16 protein-coding genes are annotated in these 18,107 nt (G+C 66.0%); 13 read left to right on the plus strand and 3 right to left on the minus strand.

Annotated features, from left to right (window positions below):
* Positions 1-147 precede the first annotated feature (147 nt).
* The 3 genes from NE591_RS02765 to holA are packed head-to-tail and all read left to right on the plus strand — an operon-like array spanning position 148 to position 4,276.
* A complete protein-coding gene (locus tag NE591_RS02765; protein ID WP_256156291.1) occupies positions 148-924 on the plus strand; it encodes a ComEA family DNA-binding protein in 777 nt (258 codons plus the stop codon).
* Positions 921-3,275 (plus strand): DNA internalization-related competence protein ComEC/Rec2, encoded by a 2,355-nt coding sequence (locus NE591_RS02770; RefSeq protein WP_256156292.1) that lies wholly within the window; start codon positions 921-923, stop codon positions 3,273-3,275. Before NE591_RS02765 ends, NE591_RS02770 begins: the two co-directional genes overlap by 4 nt.
* A 32-nt stretch (positions 3,276-3,307) precedes the next feature.
* Positions 3,308-4,276, plus strand: coding sequence for a DNA polymerase III subunit delta (gene holA, locus NE591_RS02775; protein WP_256156293.1), 969 nt, complete (start codon positions 3,308-3,310; stop codon positions 4,274-4,276).
* Here holA and NE591_RS02780 read toward each other — a convergent pair.
* A complete protein-coding gene (locus NE591_RS02780; protein WP_256156294.1) occupies positions 4,273-5,400 on the minus strand; it encodes an MBL fold metallo-hydrolase in 1,128 nt (375 codons plus the stop codon). The genes holA and NE591_RS02780 overlap by 4 nt on opposite strands.
* Before the next feature lie 178 nt (positions 5,401-5,578).
* Positions 5,579-6,103, minus strand: a complete 525-nt coding sequence (gene rpsT / locus NE591_RS02785; RefSeq protein WP_157011640.1) for a 30S ribosomal protein S20 — start codon at positions 6,101-6,103, stop codon at positions 5,579-5,581.
* Between the two features lie 389 nt (positions 6,104-6,492).
* Here rpsT and lepA point away from each other — a divergent pair, with 389 nt between their 5' ends.
* Positions 6,493-8,298, plus strand: a complete 1,806-nt coding sequence (lepA, locus tag NE591_RS02790; protein ID WP_173112944.1) for a translation elongation factor 4 — start codon at positions 6,493-6,495, stop codon at positions 8,296-8,298.
* 9 nt (positions 8,299-8,307) lie between these two features.
* Here the strand turns inward: lepA and NE591_RS02795 are convergent, their stop codons facing one another.
* Positions 8,308-8,955 (minus strand): flavodoxin family protein, encoded by a 648-nt coding sequence (locus NE591_RS02795; RefSeq protein WP_173112947.1) that lies wholly within the window; start codon positions 8,953-8,955, stop codon positions 8,308-8,310.
* 100 nt (positions 8,956-9,055) lie between these two features.
* Here NE591_RS02795 and NE591_RS02800 point away from each other — a divergent pair, with 100 nt between their 5' ends.
* From NE591_RS02800 to ybeY, 9 genes are all read left to right on the plus strand, one after another.
* Positions 9,056-9,238 (plus strand): hypothetical protein, encoded by a 183-nt coding sequence (locus NE591_RS02800; protein ID WP_114539043.1) that lies wholly within the window; start codon positions 9,056-9,058, stop codon positions 9,236-9,238.
* A 2-nt stretch (positions 9,239-9,240) separates the two neighbouring features.
* Positions 9,241-10,212 (plus strand): tRNA dihydrouridine synthase DusB, encoded by a 972-nt coding sequence (gene dusB, locus NE591_RS02805; RefSeq protein ID WP_256156295.1) that lies wholly within the window; start codon positions 9,241-9,243, stop codon positions 10,210-10,212.
* Positions 10,213-10,443: 231 nt separating this feature from the next.
* Complete coding sequence (gene hemW, locus NE591_RS02810) at positions 10,444-11,616, plus strand: radical SAM family heme chaperone HemW (protein ID WP_173112949.1); 1,173 nt, start codon at positions 10,444-10,446, stop codon at positions 11,614-11,616.
* A gap of 333 nt (positions 11,617-11,949) precedes the next feature.
* On the plus strand, positions 11,950-12,960 hold the full coding sequence (hrcA, locus tag NE591_RS02815) for a heat-inducible transcriptional repressor HrcA (protein WP_114539045.1): 1,011 nt from the start codon (positions 11,950-11,952) through the stop codon (positions 12,958-12,960).
* Positions 12,961-13,017: 57 nt separating this feature from the next.
* Complete coding sequence (gene dnaJ, locus NE591_RS02820; RefSeq protein WP_114539046.1) at positions 13,018-14,166, plus strand: molecular chaperone DnaJ; 1,149 nt, start codon at positions 13,018-13,020, stop codon at positions 14,164-14,166.
* A gap of 11 nt (positions 14,167-14,177) precedes the next feature.
* Entirely contained in the window at positions 14,178-14,999 is an 822-nt protein-coding gene (locus NE591_RS02825; RefSeq protein WP_173112952.1) for a 16S rRNA (uracil(1498)-N(3))-methyltransferase, read from the plus strand.
* Positions 14,992-16,230: a MiaB/RimO family radical SAM methylthiotransferase gene (locus NE591_RS02830; RefSeq protein ID WP_256156296.1), complete on the plus strand. Its 1,239-nt coding sequence runs from the start codon at positions 14,992-14,994 to the stop codon at positions 16,228-16,230. The genes NE591_RS02825 and NE591_RS02830 overlap by 8 nt, the downstream gene beginning before the upstream one ends.
* Before the next feature lie 424 nt (positions 16,231-16,654).
* On the plus strand, positions 16,655-17,614 hold the full coding sequence (locus tag NE591_RS02835) for a PhoH family protein (RefSeq protein ID WP_256156297.1): 960 nt from the start codon (positions 16,655-16,657) through the stop codon (positions 17,612-17,614).
* Between the two features lie 3 nt (positions 17,615-17,617).
* Positions 17,618-18,106, plus strand: a complete 489-nt coding sequence (gene ybeY, locus NE591_RS02840) for an rRNA maturation RNase YbeY (RefSeq protein ID WP_022739934.1) — start codon at positions 17,618-17,620, stop codon at positions 18,104-18,106.
* Position 18,107 lies beyond the last annotated feature (1 nt).

Consider the following 18,107-nt stretch of genomic DNA (forward strand, 5'->3'; position numbering starts at 1 on the left):
CCCCTACGGATGGTACCGAGGGATGAGGATTGGGACAGGGACGGGACGCGGCCACGGTCGGCGCGGGGAACGGATCGAGACATTCCCGCGTCATAAATACGGTCGTGTGCTCGTATCCTTTTTCCAATTCGGGAGAAGGAGGAGATCATGGCCTTTCAAGATCGTGCGGAATCGCTCGCGGAGAGATTGCATCTGGGTCGCGTGCCCCGGTCGGTCTTCGTCGCTGTGGCATTGGCGCTGGTGCTCATGATCGTACTCGCAGGGTACGCCTTCTGCGCTTCGCTCGGCGGCGGATTCGAGGTGAGGGCGCAGGATGCGGCCTCGGCGAGCGTATCGGGGGACGCTGGCAACGAAGCGGTGCAAGCCGTCGAAGGCGAGGAGGGTGACGCCGAGAAGGCCGCGTCGGGCCAAAGCGTCGAGAACGTGGTGCTCCCCTCGAGCGGCGATGAGACGGGGCAGCTGTGCATTCACGTTGACGGGTGCGTGGCATCGCCCGGCGTCTACTATCTGCCCGCAGGCAGCCGGGTGATCGATGCGGTGACGGCGGCCGGCGGCGCCACCGAAAAGGCGCGGACCGATGCGGTGAACTTGGCCCAGGAGCTGCAGGACGGCCAGCAGATCGTCATCCCCTCCCGCAGCGAGAGCCAGGCGACTCCCTCCGATGGGGGCGCCGTGGCAGCTTCCGGCGGCGCGCAGGGCTCTGGGGAAGGCGCGTCCTCCTCAGGGGCTGACGGGATGGTCAACATCAACACGGCCACGGCCGAGGAATTCGAAACGCTCAAGGGCATCGGCGCGGCGACGGCGGAGAAGATCGTGGCCGACCGCGAGGCGAACGGGCCGTTTTCGTCCATCGACGATTTGACGCGGGTCTCCGGCATCGGCGAGAAGAAGCTCGCGGCCGTGCGGGATCGGCTCTGCCTGTGACGGGCGATCTCGACAGCAGGCCGCCGCGCCCCTTTCTGCCGCCCCTGCTGGTGGCAGGACTCGTCCTGTGGGCTGCAACGGCGCTGATTTGGCCGACCCTGCGCCTTGCGCCCACCGCGGCCCTTCCCGTACTGGGGATGCTTGCGCTGGGCGCTGCCGTGTGGCTGGCATCCCATGCCTTGCGCGCGGCCCGAGGCGGCGGTTTCTCGCTCGGCGCTCTGGCGGCGCTCTCCCTCGCCGCTGCCGTGGCTCTCTGCTCCTTTTGGGGCGGCGCTCTTCGCGGCTCTATGGCCTACGCAGAGGCGCAGGGAGGCGATTCGGCGCCGGCAACCTGGCACGCCGAGCTCACCGAGGATGCCCGTCGCGGAGATTTCGGATGGCACGCCGAGGCGCGGCTTCGTGGCGCAGATGGCCGCGTGCTACGGGTGCGGCTTAACCTGCCCGAGGATGCGGCGCTGCTGCAAGGGCAGTCTATGACGGTATCCGGAACGCTCAAGCCGCCCGCAAAGGCAGTGGCAGCATACTACTGGGACACCGGGCTGGCCGGCTCTCTCACCGCGAGCGAAAGCGCGTTTGTCTCGGAAGAAGCAGCGCTCGATAGCGGCCCCTTTGTCCATCTGCGGCGATGCGCCCTGGATCTCATCGCCGCGTGCGGGGGAGACAATGCGCCACTTCTACAGGCTCTTGTGTGCGGTTGGCGGCCGGCCATCGAGGAATCGGGGCTCTACGATTGCTTCAAGGCCGTGGGGCTGGCCCATCTCGTGGCGGTATCGGGGGCGCACCTCTCCATTGTGGTTCTGTTCGTTGCGGGAGGATTGAAGCTGCTGCGGCTCGGCCGCAAGGCGACGACGGTGGCCAGCGCCCTGTTTCTTGTCGGCTACGTCGCGTTCACCGGGATGCCGGTATCGGCACTGCGGGCGGCGGTCATGGCCGCGACGGGACTGTTCGCGCTCTGGGCCAACCGCCGTAATTCGGCGCTCAGCGCGTTGGGACTGTGCCTTCTGCTTTTCGTGGGGGCGGATCCAGCCTGCGCCCTTTCGGCCTCCTTCGCCTTGTCGGCGGGATCCACCCTGGGAATCGTTCTATTCGCACCGCTGCTGTCCTCGGCCTTCGCGGGGCTCCCTCGATTGAAGAAGGTCGTGGGCGATCCCCTCGTCCTCACCGGCTCCTCGGCCCTGGCGACGCAGCCCTATGCGGCGGCGCTCTTCTCTCAACTGCCGCTCCTGTCGCCGTTGGCCAACCTGGTAGCGGGGCCGCTGTTTTCCTTGGCGTGCCTCGTCGGGTTCGTCGCCGTACTGCTCGCATGCCTTGCCCCCGCTGCGGCACCGGGGCTCATCGGCGCGGCGGCCCTGGCATGCGCCCCGCTCTCAGCCGTCGTTAACGCCCTCGCTTCGCTGCAGGGCTCCTGCGTGCCCATCGATGCCGCGCCTCTGGCGGCGGCCGTGCTTTCCGGCGCACTCTGCATCGGGTTGTGGGCCTGGTGGCCGCGAGTGAGCATCGGGGGGCTGGCGGGGACGGCGGCCGCGGCCGTTTTGGCGCTTTTCGTGCTGCGCCCTCCCCTCGGCATGCCCACCGATGCCATCGTCATGCTGGACGTGGGCCAGGGGGACGCGTTTCTCGTGCGAAGCGGCGCGAGCGCGCTGCTCATCGACACCGGCAACCAGGATTCCCTGCTCAAAGCCGCCCTGGCGCGCCAGCGAGTGGGCCGCCTCGATGCTGTGGCCGTCACCCACAGCGACGACGACCACTGCGGATCGCTTTCCGTGCTCGGGGATGTGGCTCCCGCATCGGCGCTGCTGGTGCCCGAGGGACTTCCCGACTGCTCTTGCAAAGCATGCTCGGAGCTCATGGCCGCAGCGCGGACAGAGGGACTCGCCGACGCCCTCGTCGAGCTGTCGCCGGGCGATACGGTGCGCTGCGGCAAATTCTCGATAACGGTGCTCTGGCCCGAGCGATTGGCCGACGGCGGCGGCAACGCCGACAGCCTCTGCCTGCTCGCCGCCTGGGACGGCGATGGCGACGGGGCAGCGAAGTGGACGGCCCTGTTCACCGGCGATGCCGAGGCCGAGCAGCTGGATCAGCTGACCAACAAGCTGCCCGCAAGCGGGGTGGAGGTACTGAAGGTGGGCCACCACGGCTCGAAAAAGAGCCTCGATGCCTCTTTGGCGGAGCGCCTGTCTCCCAAGGTGGCGCTCATCGGCGTCGGCGAGGCCAACCGCTACGGTCACCCTTCGCAAAACACGCTGGACTTCCTTGAGAAAACCGGGTGCGCCACCTACTGCAGCGACGAGTCGGGAGATGTGGTCGTGGCGTTTTCCGAAGATACGCTCACGGTCTCCACCCAAAGGTAGGGGATGCAGTAGCGATGGGGTACAATGGGGCCATGAGCGACAGCCAACATACCGATCTCCTTCCCGCCTATTTGGCCGTGGGCGAGGACGCCCTCAAGCGCGAGGCGGTCATCGCCCGCCTCAAGGCGCGCTTGGCCACGATGGGCGATTTGTCCTTCAACTCCGACGAGTTCGATGGGGAGGTGGCCGAGGGCGCCGCCATCGCAGCCGCCTGCAACACCATGCCCTTCGCAAGTCCCGTGCGCCTCGTCTACGTGCGCAACGCCGACAAGCTGAAAAAGGCCGACGCCGAGGAGCTCGTCAACTACCTCAAGGCTCCCAGCGCCACCACGGTGCTCGCCTGCGAGGCGGAGAAGCTCGCCAAGAACACGCGGCTGTACAAGGCGCTCGCCGCCGCGGGCCCCAAGGCCGTCATCGACTGCGCCCCGCCCAAGAGCTGGGAGCTGCCCAAGCGCGTCCGCGCCATGGCTTGCACCCACGGCATCACGCTTACCGAGGGGGCGGCCTCGGCTCTGGTGGAGCTCGTGGGCGAGAACACCGTGCACCTTGACAACGAGCTGAAGAAGATCGCCCTGGCTCACGGCACGGCCGATGGGGTGGGGGAGCGCGAGGTGCGCGCGCTCGTGGCCCGCACCTCCGAGGTGAAGCCATGGGATTTCACGGCGGCCTTCGCCGAGCGCAACCTCGGTAAATGCCTCGCCCTCAGAGCGAAGATGGAGAGCGCCTCGCCCCATGTGCTCATCGCCCTGTGCACCACGCGCCTTCGCGAGCTCATGGCGGCCCAGTCCATGGCCCGTCGCGGCAACCCGCGCGGTCTCGCCAAAGCCCTCGGCGCGCCCGACTGGCGCGTGAAGAACCACGGCGCGTGGGCGCGGCAATGGCGTCCCGAGGAGCTGCGCCGGGCGCTCGCCTCCTCCCGCGACGCCGAGCAGGCCATGAAGAGCGGCAGCGATCCCGACGAGGTCTTCTACCGCTGGCTCGTGGAAACCCTCAAGCGCTAGCTAGCCGTCCCCGGCGCCAAGGCCAGGTTCTTGCGGTCGTAGGGCATGCGGAAGTAGTACTCGTGGCCGCAGATGCCCTGCAACACGCGGCCCTCGCGCACGAGGTAGATGAGGTGCGCCAGCGTCTCGCCCATGGAGAAGTACTTCTGATCGAGCGGCCAGCTCTTCCAATCGGGGTAGCGCCACGTGGCATGCTGGGAAATCTGAACGATGTCGTCGTGGCCGCCGGCCACCAGCTCGTAGATCTCCTCCAGGCGCTTGTGGTGGTGCTCGATGAGGAAGTCGACCCGCTCGCCCATGCCGGTGAAGGGCTTGCCGTGGGCCGGCAGCACCAGATCGACATCGTAGCCCCTCACTTTCTCAAGGCTATCCAGGAACTCCGCCAATGCGTTGTAGGCAGAAAACCACGACGATACCGACGGCGTGATGCGCTCCAAAACATGATCGCCGGACAGGAGGATCTTGTGGGCGGCCTCGTAGAGGCAGATGTGCCAGGGATCGTGGCCCGGCGTCTCGATCACCTCGAACTCGAACTCGCCGAGACTCAGGCGGTCGCCGTCGGCCAGATACGTCATGGTCGGATAGGTGGAAAGCGGCAGAAGCTCCGCCGACACGTGCAAACGCGGTCCCTCCTCGCCGAAGGTCATGTCTTGCTGCTGCTCGTAAGTGGCCGCTTGAAGGAGCAGCGGACCATAGACGTTGCCCTCCATCTCCATGAGGTTCTTCACCTCTTGGAAGGAGTGCAGGTTCGCGAGCACCGGCATGCCCTCGCGCCAAATGCGGTCGAGGTTGCCCGTGTGGTCGGGATGGGAGTGGGTGAGCAGCACCTGCACCTTGTCCCAGGAACGGCCGAGGGCGGCCAGGGCATCGCTTAGGGCCTGCTCGCAATCCGGATGGTTGAAGCCCACGTCCACGATGGTGGTGGTGCCGTCGTCGTCCAAAATGAAATAGGAGTTGAGGGCGTGCAGCGGGTTGTGGGGAAGGGGCACGCGCACCAGGTAGAGGTTGGGGTAGATGAGCACCGGCTTGCCGAATTCGGCGTTGCGGGCCGTCTCCGCCGCCAGCACCGCACCCTCGTCGGGCGTGATGCGCCCCCGCTCGCGGGCTCCGACCGTCTCTGCCATGTTGGCTCCTTCCGCGCTGGGCCCTCATCGGGCGGTTTCGCGTCTCGTTTTCTATTGTAAATAAAGGATGCGCTCGCGCAACGGAAAACCGCCGTCTTGTAGGCAGGTTGATCCCATGAAAAAGCGCCGCCCCAAACGGGACGGCGCTTCGGATCGCGAAGTCAGCGGAGCGCGCAGGCTACTCGGCGGCTTCCTCGGCCGGAGCCTCCTCAGCCTCGGCGGCAGCGGCCTCAGCCTCGGCCTTGGCGGCTTCCTCGGCCTCCTTGGCCTTGCGCTCGGCGGCCTTCTTCTCCTCCTTCAGCTGCTTCTCGCGGCGCTTCGCCTTCTCCTCGGAAGCGGCGGCCATGGCGGCCTTGCGGGCGGCCTTGGCCTCGGCCTTCTTGGAGCCGGTCTTCTGCGGCTTCGGCGCCGGCTTCTCGTAAGCGGCGATATCCTCGGCGGTCACCACGGTGTTGGCCAGGCGCATGATGCCGCTCTTGCGGTTGGCGGCCTGGTTCTTGTGGATGACGCCCTTGGAGGCGGCCTTGTCCATCAGACGGCAGGCCTCGCAGGCGAAGGCGTAGGCGTCCTTGCCGTTGCCCTCGGCCACGGCGTCCTTGACGTGACGGACGGCGGTCTTCAGCTCGCTCTTGACGGCGCGGTTGCGCATACGACGCTTCTCGTTGGTGATGATGCGCTTCTTCTGGGACTTGATGTTAGCCATGAATGCTAGCCCTTTCTGGTTCGGTCGTTTCCCATCTTCGGTGGTATCCAACGACACGAACGCGCGGCGGTATACCCCGCTGCGGGCCATCGTGCGAATCGGAAAGCGGCGGGATTTCTCCGCTTCCTCAGCCCCGAGACCGAATGCCTCGGAAAGCCGCCAGCAATCGTAATCTTAAAGCGCAGCCACGTCTGCAGATTTGGCGGTGGAATCACCGCGTGCACGTATCGCTGGATACACAATGCGGTAGAATACCAAAGATTCCCGTGAGCGCGGCGAAGAAAGTGGTCTTGCGGCCCCGAATCTTCGCGAGACGCACACATTGGGAGGGGAGAGGGGCCTCGCGGGCCCGCTCGCCCGGTAAGACCGCCGCCGATAAGAAAGACATTATGACCCACGAGCTTTCCCATATCCGCAACTTCTCGATCATCGCGCACATCGACCACGGCAAGTCCACGCTCTCCGACCGCATCCTGGAGCTCACGGGCACGGTGGCCAAGCGCGACATGCAGGCCCAGCTACTCGACTCCATGGATATCGAGCGCGAGCGCGGCATCACCATCAAGAGCCAGGCTGTGCGCGTCAGCTACACCGCAGACGACGGCGAGACCTACCAGTTGAACCTCATCGACACGCCGGGCCACGTGGACTTCACCTACGAGGTCTCCCGCAGCTTGGCCGCCTGCGACGGAGCCGTGCTCGTGGTGGACGCCACCCAAGGCGTGGAAGCGCAGACGGTGGCCAACGCGATGCTCGCCATGAACGCCGATTTGGAGATCATCCCGCTCATCAACAAGATCGACCTGCCGGCCGCGGAGCCCGAGCGCGTGAAGGCCGAGATCGAAGATGGCCTGGCCATTCCCGCCGACGACGCGGTGCTCGCCTCGGGCAAGACCGGCGAGGGCGTCCACGATCTTCTGGAAGCCGTGGTCTACAATATCCCGGCTCCGGAGGGCGATGGGGCGGCCCCCTTGCGCGCGCTCATTTTCGACAGCTACTTCGACGCCTACCGCGGCGTGGTGGCCCTCATCCGTGTGGTCGACGGGCACATCAAGAAGGGCGACAAGATCCGCATGATGGCCACGGGCACGGAAACGCTCGTGGAAGAGGTTGGCGCGCGGCACCCCCAGGAGGTGCCCGAGGAGGCGCTTTATGTGGGCGAGGTGGGCTACCTCGTCACGGGGCTCAAGGACGTGAGCCAGGTGAAGGTGGGCGACACCATCACCGTGGCCGACGGCGGCGTGAACGAGCCGCTTCCCGGCTACCGTGAGGCGAAGCCCATGGTGTTCACAGGTCTCTTTCCCATCGACGGCGACCAGTACGAGCCCTTGAAGGAGGCGCTGGAGAAGCTGTCACTGAACGACCCGGCGCTCGTGTGGGAGCCCGAGACCTCCCACGCCCTCGGCTTCGGCTTCCGCGTGGGCTTTCTGGGCCTTCTGCACATGGAGGTCATCAAGGAGCGGTTGGAGCGCGAGTTCGGGCTGGACCTTCTGGCCACGGCGCCCTCGGTGGAGTACCACGTGTACCTCAAGGGCGGCGAGATGGTGTCGCTCCACTCGCCCCAGGAGATGCCCGACCCCGGCTCCATCGATCACGTGGAAGAGCCCTATCTGAAGGCGAAGATCCTCATCCCGCCCGACTACGTGGGCGCTGTGATGGATCTGGCCGTGGGTCGGCGCGGCAACTTCGTCACCATGAACTACCTCTCCCAGACCACCGTCGAGATGCTCTGGGAGATCCCCTTATCCGAGCTCATCCTGGACTTCTTCGACAAGCTGAAGTCGAACACCAAAGGTTACGCGTCCCTCGACTACGAGATGGACGGCTACAAGCCCTCGCAGCTCGTGAAGTTGGACATCCTGCTGTCGGGCAAGCCCATCGACGCCCTGTCGTTCATCGTGCACAAGGACAAGGCCTACGACCGCGGGCGCGTGCTCTGCGACAAGCTGAAGGAGATCATCCCGCGCCAGATGTTCGAGGTGCCCATCCAGGCGGCCATCGGAGGTAGGGTGCTCGCGCGCCAGACCGTGAAGGCCAAGCGCAAGGACGTGCTCGCCAAGTGCTACGGCGGCGACATCACCCGCAAGCGCAAGCTTCTGGAGAAGCAGAAGGCCGGCAAGAAGCGCATGAAGGCCATCGGCAACGTGGAAGTGCCCCAGGAGGCCTTCATGGCCATTTTGAAGGTGGATGAGTAGGGGAAAAGCCTATCCCTCCAGCAGGTCCTCGCGGACGACGTTGGTCATCACCTTGGGCTCAAGCTCGGGCGGGTTGATGCCGGCGGCGCGGCCCGCTTCGATGCACTTGAGCATCCAGGCCATGTTGCGGCCGAGCACGCGCATGGTGTGCAGGCCCTCGCCGTCGCCCTGCGCCTCGCCGGGGTTGCGCCCGTAGGCAATGTTCCAGTAGGAGCTGGACACAATGGGCTGGCAGTTGATCTGGAAGTACTTGTTGATCTGGTCGGCCGCCTCGATGGCCCCGGCCCGGCGCGCCACAGCGACGCCGGCGGCCGGCTTCATGCGGAAGTTCGTGCCGCCGGCGTAGAACATGCGGTCCATGAGCGCCCGCAGCGATCCGGCCATACCGGCGTAGTACACCGGCGACCCCACGATGAAGCCATCGCACTCGGCGGCCTTCGCGATGAGCTCGTTGCAGCAGTCCTCGGCGAACACGCAACGCTTATCGCCGGTCTTGCCGCAAATGCCGCAGGCGATGCACCCGCGGATCTCCTTGTTGCCGATCCAGACAAGCTCGGTCTGAACGCCCTCGGCCTCAAGAGCAGCGGCCGCTTCCTCCAGCGCCCGGTTCGTGTTGCCCTTCCAGCGCGGGCTCCCGTTGATGAGCAGTACCTTCACGATCGTCTCCTCTTCTTGTGATCTTGCCGCGACCGCGGCGCGCATCCATTAAACTATGCTCATTCTACACCGTTAAACGCAGCAGTCGAAAGAAGCACCGATGGCCAAGGAACAAGAAGACTACGACTGGATCAACGACCCCTTCGACGAGAAGAAGATCGCCGAGGAGCGGGAGCACATGGGCATGAGCGGCACGTCCAAGACCTTCGTGGGCGTCGGGTGCCTTCTGTTCGTGCTCGGTTTCATCGTGCTCATCGGGCTTTTGCTGTTCGGGATTCTGTAGCTGTGGAGGGACTCTTCGGGAAATACCGGGTGCTGCTGGCGCCCATGGCCGGTGTGTCCGACATCGCTTTCCGGACGCTGTGCCGCGAGGCGGGGGCCGACATGGCCTTCACGGAGATGGTGTCGGCCAAGGGGCTCTCCTTTGCCAACGAGAAGACGCGGCATCTGCTGGCGCTCGCCGACGGCGAGTCCCAGGTGGCCGTGCAGCTGTTCGGCCACGAGCCGGAGGTGATGGCCTCCCAGGCCGCCTGGATCGAGGACGAAATGGGGGAGAGCCTGGCCTACCTGGACATTAACATGGGGTGTCCCGCCCGTAAGATCGTGTCGAAGGGGGACGGCTCGGCTCTTATGAAGGAGCCCGATCTGGCCGCCTCCGTCGTGCGGGCCGTGAAGGGCGTCGTGGAGCATCCGGTCACGGTGAAGTTCCGCCGGGGCTGGGCGGAAGGCGACGAGACGGCGTCGGCCTTCGCGCGCCGTATGGAGGAGGCCGGGGCCGACGGGGTCACGGTGCACGGGCGGTTCGCCGAGCAGCTGTACCGGGGGAGTGCCGACTGGGGCGTCATCGCTCGCGTGCGCGAGGCGGTGTCCGTGCCCGTCGTGGGCAACGGCGACATCCGCAGCGGAGCCGACGCCATGCGCATGGCGGTCGAGACCGGCTGCGACGCGGTGATGATCGCCCGGGGCGCCGAGGGCAACCCATGGCTGTTCTCCCAGGTACAAGCCGCTCTTGCCAGCGAACCCGAACCTGCGCCGCCCACGGTTGAGGAACGCATTGCCATGGCGCGCCGCCATGCGGAGCTGCTCACCCATCGCGAGGGGCGCAACATCGTGCGCATGCGCAAGCACGCCATGTGGTACATGGCGGGTCTCCCCGGCGCCGCCCAAGCCCGCGGCCGCATCAACTACTGCACAACGCTTTCGGACTTCGACGCGGTGTTCGACGAGCTTCTGGAGATTGCCCGGGAGCGTTCGTGATTTGTCCGTCTCGCGCCAATATCGCTCCGATTTCCTGCTGTCCATCTCGCATCAGGGTTGTCCGTCCGACGCTAGGAGGCATTGCAATTCGCTCAGACAGTCCTCGCCGGTATCGAAGGCGACAGGGTTCAATTTCCCGCATATCGCCGCGCCTTCGACACCGTCTGCGGAACTCGCTCGGTTGCAACGCCTCCTATCGTCGGACTACCCAGCCGGAAAGAGAGGTCTGTCGTGGCTTATGACCCTTATAAAGCACTGTACCTGCATATTCCGTTCTGCGTGAAGCGGTGCGGGTACTGCGATTTCGCCACTTCGGCGGTAGAACGGGACTCGCCGATTATTGACGAGTACGTGGAATCGCTCGTGATGGATATTCGCCGAGCCTCGAGGGAGGGGAAGCTCGGAGCCATTGAGACGGTGTATCTGGGCGGGGGGACGCCGAGCTATATCGGCATGAGACGACTTTCGATGCTTCTTTATGCGCTGTCGATGTCGATGCATCTCGAACCCGAGGTCGAGTGCACGATGGAGGCGAACCCCGAAAGTCTTACGGCGCCCATGGTGCGGGATATCTGGGCGCTCGGGGTGAACCGGCTCTCCCTTGGCGTGCAGTCCTTCGACGACGAGGTGCTGAGCATCCTCGGCCGCGCCCACGACGCCGAGGCGGCGCGGGCGGCGGTGCGCGCGGCCCGGGAGCGCTTCGAGAACGTATCGGTGGATCTGATGTGCGGCATCCCGGGTCAGAGCGAGGAGTCCTTCGCGGAAAGCGTGCGGGAGGCGGTGGCGCTCGGCGCGAACCATGTGTCGGTGTACCCGCTGACCATTGAACCCCATACGCCTTTCGATGCCGCCATTATGCGGGGCGAGATGCTCGAGCCCGACGAGGATGCGGAAGCGGCGGCCATGGAGGAGGCTCAGCGCATCCTGGAGGACGCGGGCTTTCACCGCTACGAGGTGGCAAGCTACGCGAGGCCCGGGTTCGAGAGCCGGCATAACACCGCCTATTGGACGGGCAAGCCCTATCTTGGCCTCGGTCGGTCAGCCGTCACCATGACCCAGAACGCCGAGCGTCGCATGCGGGTGCAGGACGGACAGGTGGTGGATGATCTGAACGCGCGGCAGATGGCCGCCGAGGACCTCATGCTGGGCATGCGCATGGCCCGCGGCGTCTCCGACAAGCAGGTGGCGCGGGCGGCGGCGGTCATCGACGGCACCGAAACGGGTGGGGGCACGCGGTTGGCCGCAGCGGCCTTTGAGAGCGAGGGCGGCTCGGTCCTCGCCGCCTTCGATGAACTGGCCGACCTGGGCCTGGTCGAACACGCGGACGGCCGTTGGCGCCCCACCGACGCCGGCTGGCTCTGCGGCAACGAGCTCTACGGCCGCCTCCTCGACCTCGCCCCGTAAGCCAACCCATCGTCCCTTCTTCGCATACCACCTCCGTAGGGGGCGACCAAGGTCGCCCCTCCTCAACGCCGAAAATTTTTCTTTCTCGGGAGGGCGGTGCAAGCACCGCCGCTCGAGAACGGGCGATCTTCTCGAAGAGGGCAGACCGAGGTCTGCCCCTACAGAAGCAGTGCACCAGGGGCACAGCCGCCTTCTGTCGGCGGTTGTGTGTCGCTTGCGTCGAGATGGGCGCTTCCATTAGCACTCTCGCCTTGCGGTTGCTAAAATGGCGTCAACAACGGAAGGTTCCGCGCCCGACGCGCGGGACGAGGCGGGAAGGCGAGAGGAGCGGATATGCTGTCGGAGAGGCGCCAGAGAGTGCTGCGCGCGCTGATCGAGGACTACATCGAGTACGCGCTCCCCGTGGGCTCGCGTACCCTGACCGAGCGGCACCGCCTGGGCGTGAGCCCCGCCACGGTGCGCAACGACCTCTCTGCTCTGGAAGACGCCGGCTTCATCCAGCAGCCGCACACCTCTGCCGGGCGCGTGCCCACCGACGCCGGCTACCGCACCTTCGTCGACGAGCTGCTCTCGTCGGGATTGGCCGAGGAAGAGCGCCCGCACCAGGCCATGGTTGACGAGCTGCGCGCCTCGGCCTCGGAGCTGGACGCGCTCATGGAACGCACCTCGGCGGCCCTCGCGCGGCTCACCAACTGCCTGTCCATTGTCATGGCGCCCTCGGTGCTCGCGGGCCGCATTCGTCAGATCACGCTGGTGTCGCTTTCGCCCTGGCAGGCCATCGTCATCGTGGTGGCCGAGGACGGCCAGGTGGTCAACCGCACGGTCACCTTCGCCGACGAGGTCTCCGCCGACGAGCTGGCAGGTGCCCAGAACCTGCTGAACCGGGTGCTCGCCGGGCACTCGGCCCGCGACGTGCGCCGCTCCATGGACGCCGGCACCGTAGAGGCCCTCAGCGACCCGCTCGTGCAGCTCATCATCGACGAGGTCATAGAATGCTTGGGCGAGTCCGAAAGCGCTCGTGCCCACAGCCTCGGTGTCTCGGCGCTTCTGCGCCAGCCGGAGTTCAGCGATTCGAAGGCCCTGCTGCCGGTCATAGAAGTGCTGGAGGACGACCGCGTGCTGCTGAACACCTTCGACGAGGCCGCCGCGGAAGGGGGGCCGGTCATGGTGCGCATCGGGCACGAGAACCCCGCCTCGGAGCTCGCTGGTGTCTCTATCGTGGCCTGCCCCTATGGGCGCGGCGAGTCCGAGGGCGTCGTCGCCGTCATCGGCCCCACCCGCATGAACTACGAGCGCGCCATCCGCGCCGTCCGCGCCGCCCAGTGCGCGCTGCACGGCGAGTAGACGTGCGTTACCCAAGAATACGGAAGAGCGAACGAAGAAAGGCAAGATTCACCTATCATGGCCGCAACTAAGGACCTCTACGAAATCCTCGGCGTCTCCCGCGACGCCTCCGAAGCCGAGATCAAGAAAGCATTTCGCCATAGGGCGCGGGAGCTGCACCCGGACGTGAACAAGGCACCGGATGCCGAAGACCAGTTCAAGGAGCTGAACGAGGCCTACGACGTGCTGTCCGACCCCCAGAAGAAGGCCCAGTACGACCGCTTTGGCACGATTCCCGGCGCGGCGAGTGGCGGCGGCCCCTACGGCGGCGTCGGCATCGATTTCGAGGACTTGTTCGGTGGCGGCTTCGGCGGCATGGGTGATATCTTCTCCACCTTCTTCGGCGGCGCGGCCGCAGGCGGCCGCCAGGTGCGCAAGGACGGCCGCGACATGGGCGTGGGCATCCGCATCACGCTGAAAGAGGCGGCGACCGGCGAGAAGAAGGAGATCGTTTACGACCGCCTGGCGCCGTGTCCCGATTGCGACGGCACGGGCCTGGGCGAGGACGGCAAGGAAGTGACCTGCGAGGAATGTCACGGTACCGGTCGGGTCGTCACCGTGCAGCACACCTTCTTGGGCGACATGCAATCGGCCACCACGTGCCCCGCCTGCCACGGCACCGGCACGGTCATCGACAACCCGTGCCCCGAATGCGAGGGCCAGGGGCGCGTGCCCGACCGCCAGCGCGTCTCGGTGGAGATCCCCAAGGGCATTCGCGACGGCCAGCAGCTGCGCATCCACGGCTTCGGCGAAGCGGGCATGCAGGGTGCGCCGGCCGGCGACCTTATCGTCACCGTGCGCATCGCCCCCGACGAGTTCTTCGAGCGCGACGGCGACAACCTGCACTGCAAGCTCGTGGTTCCCATGGTACAGGCGGCGCTCGGCGCCGATATCGAAATCGACGGCATCTACGAGGACGAGAAGGTCACGGTTGCCATCCCCGAGGGCTGCCAGAACGACCAGATCGTGCGCGTGAAGGGCTTCGGCATGCCGCGCCTGAAAAGCGACGCTCGCGGCGATTTGTTCGCGCACATCGCCGTGGAGGTGCCGAAGAAGCTCTCCAAGCGCGAGCGCGAGCTTTTGGAGGAGCTGGCCGAGGAGATGGGCGAGGACGTGAACGAGGAGAAGCGCTCGCCCTTGCAGAAGCTCCGCGACATTTTCGAGTAGGGCTACTGATCATGTCGTTGCCGCGCTTCTTCCTGGAAAACCAAGTGCTCGCTGCCGAAACGGAGGCAGTGTTCCCGCTGCGCCTTGAGTCCGACGACGCGAAGCACGCGCGGGTGCTCCGGCTGGCGGCGGGTGAGCACATCGCCGTGATCGACGCCGACCAGGATTACTTCGAATGCGAGATCGTCGATTTTGCGGACGAGCTGCCGCTCGTTTCCATTGCGCGCCATGAAGACGCGAGCGAGGCCGGCCCGCAGGTGATTCTGCTGCAGGGCCTGGCCAAGGGCGACAAGATGGAGACCGTCATCCGCCACGCCACCGAAGTAGGCGTGGCGGCCTTCGTCCCCCTTACCTGCGCCCGCTCCATCGTGAAGCTGGACGGCAAGAAGGCGGCTGCGAAGACGGAGCGGTGGCGGGCCATCGCCAAAAACGCAGCCATGCAATCGGGGCAGGCTCGGGTGCCGGAGGTCGCCGAGCCCGTCTCCGTGCGCGAGGCGGCCGCGATGCTCGGCCAGGCGACGGCCGTGCTCGTGTGCTGGGAAGAGGCGCCCGAGACAGCGAGTCTGAGCGAAGCCGTGCACGATGCGCTCCTCGCGACGTGCACGCCGGCCGCTGACGCCCGCATCGCCGTGGTCGTGGGCCCTGAGGGGGGCCTCGCCGAGGAGGAGGTGCGCTGCTTTCTCGGCTGCAACGACCGGGCGCGCCTCGTGACCCTGGGCCCGTCCATCCTGCGCACCGAGACCGCCGGCATCGTGGCCCCGGCGCTGGTGCTCTACGAGCTGGGCGGCATGGGGAATCGGCCCTCTCCCACTTACGAGGGCAACCGTGGGTAGGGCCCTCTTCGGCTACACGGTCGTGAACTTGGGCTGCAAGGTGAACCGCGTGGAGGCCGACGGTTTCGAGCGGCTGCTCGCGGAACGCGGGGGAGTGCCTGTTGGAGAGGCGGCGGCCGACCTCATCGTCGTGAACACCTGCACGGTCACCGGCGAGGCCGAGAAGAAGACCCGCAAGGCCGTGCGCCATGCCCTGTCGACCAACGACGGCGCACGCGTCGTCGTCACGGGATGCGCGAGCGAGCTCTCGTCGGAGACCTTCGCCGCTATGGATGATCGCGTCGTTGTCGTACCCAAGGCAGGCGCGGATCTCTATCTCAGCGAGTTGGAAATGAGCGGCGCAGCTCCTTGCGAAATGTCTGAATCTTTCTCGGCATCGCCCGCCGATGGCCGCACGCGCATCGGCATCAAAGTGCAGGACGGCTGCGACAACGCCTGCACCTACTGCATCGTGCACGTGGCCCGCGGCCGCGCGACGAGCCGACCGGCCGACGAGGTGGTGGCCGAGGCGGTGGCCCTCGCTGAATCCGGCGTCCGCGAGGTCGTGCTCACCGGCATCAACCTGGGCTCTTACGACGACGGCGGGACGGATCTGACCGACCTATGTCGCCGCCTTCTAACGGCCACCGCCGATCTGCACGGCGCGGGCGAGCCTCCCTGCCGCTTCCGCATCGGCTCCATCGAGCCTATGGACGTGACCGGCGAGTTCGTCTCTCTCCTCGCCGAGGCCGAGGGCCGCATCTGCCGCCATCTTCATCTGCCCTTGCAGTCCGGCTCGTCCCGGGTGCTGCGCGAGATGGCGCGCCCCTACGACGCCCACGAGTTCCGCCAGCTGGCCGACTTCCTGCGGGCGAGCGTCCCCTCCATCGCGCTGACCACCGACATCATCGTGGGCTTCCCCGGCGAGACCGATGAGGACTTCGAGGACACCTGCGCGCTCGCTCGCCACGTCGGCTTCTCGAAGATCCACGTGTTTCCCTACTCCAAGCGAGAGGGAACGCCCGCGGCCGCCCGTGCAGACCAAGTGCCGCCCGAGGCGAAGGCCGCCCGCGCCGCCCGCCTGCGCGCGCTTTCCGACGAGCTCGCCGCCGCCGACCGTGCCTCTCGCGTCGGCACCGTCGAACTTGCCCTCGTTGAAACCCCCGAGACGGCCACCACCGAGAGCTACCACGAAGTGCCTGCTCCCGCAGGTGCCAAGATCGGCTCTCTCGTCCCGGTGAAAGTAGGATAGCCGCGCAGCAGGGACGACTCTTCTTCCCGAAACGTGCTCCAGATTAAGGCTCGCGCCGCACGAGTGACCTTTTCGGTCGACGAACACCTCTCCTTCTGCATGAGATCTCGAGTTGTAAGCGTCTGGGGGACGCACTGGACTCGGCTATTCAATAGCCTATTTGGAAAACACCTGGTCACAGCAGTGCTGGCAACAGCGACGCTTTCCACCCTGAACAACTGCGCACGCGTAGACGCTTACAACTCGATATCTCGTGCAATTTCGGGGCAGTTCGTCGACCGAAGCTTGGCCGGAAGTTGACTGAGGTTTAGTTTTGGTTGAAGCGCGCTAACGGTCGAGTGCCGATGGGGTTTGGCTGCGACATCGATGGGAGTTTTGGAGCAGGCGCACAACAGATCGCACAAGATAGGTTACAATAACCGGCATGACTGATTTGATGCAGACAACGCTCACGGCGCCCGGCGGGGTGGACATGGCCCTCGTCGTCGGCGCCTCCGACGAGATTCTCCACGTGCTGGAGGAGTCCTTCGACGCTCGGCTCACCGTGCGGGGCGATCGCATCGTCATCGAGGGGAACGCCGTGGAGGTGCAGCAGCTCACCGCGCTGTTCGCCGACCTGTTCAAAACGGTGGAGGAAGGGCAGGCCCCCGACACCGACTCGGTGCGCCGTTCCGTCGAGCTGCTCCGCCAGGCGGAGTTCGCCCCCACCGCCCTGCGCGACGATGTTCTGCTCACCTACCGGGGCCGGGCCATTCGACCGAAGACCGCCGGCCAGAAGCACTACGTCGACGCCATCCGCGACAACACGGTCACTTTCGCCATAGGGCCGGCCGGCACGGGCAAGACCTACCTGGCCATGGCCATGGCGGTGGCGGCCTTGAAGCGCAAGGAAGTCGGCCGCATCGTGCTGTCGCGGCCCATCGTGGAGGCCGGCGAGAACCTCGGCTTTCTGCCGGGCACCCTCTTCGAGAAGGTGGATCCCTACATCCGACCGCTCTACGATGCGCTGTACTCCATGTTCGATCAGGAGCGAGCGAATGCCCTCATCGAGAACGGCACCATCGAGATCGCCCCTCTCGCCTTCATGCGCGGGCGCACCTTAAATGACGCCTTCATTATCTTGGACGAAGCCCAGAACACCACGCCCGAGCAGATGAAGATGGCACTGACGCGCTTGGGGTTCGGTTCGAAAATCGTCGTCACCGGCGACATCTCTCAAATCGATCTGCCCCGCGGGGAGAGCGGCCTTGTGCAAGTGCGCTCCGTCCTCGAGGGCATCGACGACATCGCGTTCTGCGATCTTTCCGGCAAAGACGTCGTGCGCCACTCTCTGGTGGCGACCATCGTGGCCGCCTACGAGCGCGCGGCGGGAAAGGCAAGATAGCCCATGGAAATCCTCATCACCTACGGACATCGCGAGGAAGACCTCGCCTCCCTTCCCATTCGCGACCTGGCCCTGTTCGTGCTCGAGCGCGAGGGGAAGCCCATCAACACGGAGGTCTCCATCAGCTTTGTGGACGATACGGCCATGGCCGAGCTGAACGAGCGCTTCCGCGGCATGGAAGGACCCACCGACGTGCTCTCCTTCGAATGCGACAACATCGACGACGACATCACCGCCGCCGACGGGCCGAGCTGCCCGGTCTACGAACTGGGCGACATCATCATCGCGCCCGACGTCGCGGCGCGTCAGAGCACCGAGTTCGGCAACTCCTTCGAGCAGGAAGTGTCGCTGCTCATCGTTCACGGGCTTCTGCACCTGTGCGGCTACGATCACATCGTGGACGAGGAGGCCGAGGTCATGGAGGCCCGCGAGCGCGAGCTGCTCACGGCCTGGACCGAGCGCGACCTGCCCGCTGTCTCCGAGAACCGCTGAG

Origin of the sequence: Adlercreutzia sp. DFI.6.23, from assembly GCF_024462535.1 — a bacterium.
Classification (GTDB): domain Bacteria; phylum Actinomycetota; class Coriobacteriia; order Coriobacteriales; family Eggerthellaceae; genus Adlercreutzia; species Adlercreutzia rubneri.

Bases quoted from the DNA above. Each gene is read 5' to 3' on its own strand.
- lepA (WP_173112944.1), top strand. From the start codon at position 6,493: ATGACCCACGAGCTTTCCCATATCCGCAACTTCTCGATCATCGCGCAC.
- dnaJ (WP_114539046.1), top strand. From the start codon at position 13,018: ATGGCCGCAACTAAGGACCTCTACGAAATCCTCGGCGTCTCCCGCGAC.
- hrcA (WP_114539045.1), top strand. From the start codon at position 11,950: ATGCTGTCGGAGAGGCGCCAGAGAGTGCTGCGCGCGCTGATCGAGGAC.
- rpsT (WP_157011640.1), bottom strand. From the start codon at position 6,103: ATGGCTAACATCAAGTCCCAGAAGAAGCGCATCATCACCAACGAGAAG.
- NE591_RS02825 (WP_173112952.1), top strand. From the start codon at position 14,178: ATGTCGTTGCCGCGCTTCTTCCTGGAAAACCAAGTGCTCGCTGCCGAA.
- NE591_RS02780 (WP_256156294.1), bottom strand. From the start codon at position 5,400: ATGGCAGAGACGGTCGGAGCCCGCGAGCGGGGGCGCATCACGCCCGAC.
- NE591_RS02765 (WP_256156291.1), top strand. From the start codon at position 148: ATGGCCTTTCAAGATCGTGCGGAATCGCTCGCGGAGAGATTGCATCTG.
- ybeY (WP_022739934.1), top strand. From the start codon at position 17,618: ATGGAAATCCTCATCACCTACGGACATCGCGAGGAAGACCTCGCCTCC.
- NE591_RS02835 (WP_256156297.1), top strand. From the start codon at position 16,655: ATGACTGATTTGATGCAGACAACGCTCACGGCGCCCGGCGGGGTGGAC.
- holA (WP_256156293.1), top strand. From the start codon at position 3,308: ATGAGCGACAGCCAACATACCGATCTCCTTCCCGCCTATTTGGCCGTG.
- NE591_RS02800 (WP_114539043.1), top strand. From the start codon at position 9,056: ATGGCCAAGGAACAAGAAGACTACGACTGGATCAACGACCCCTTCGAC.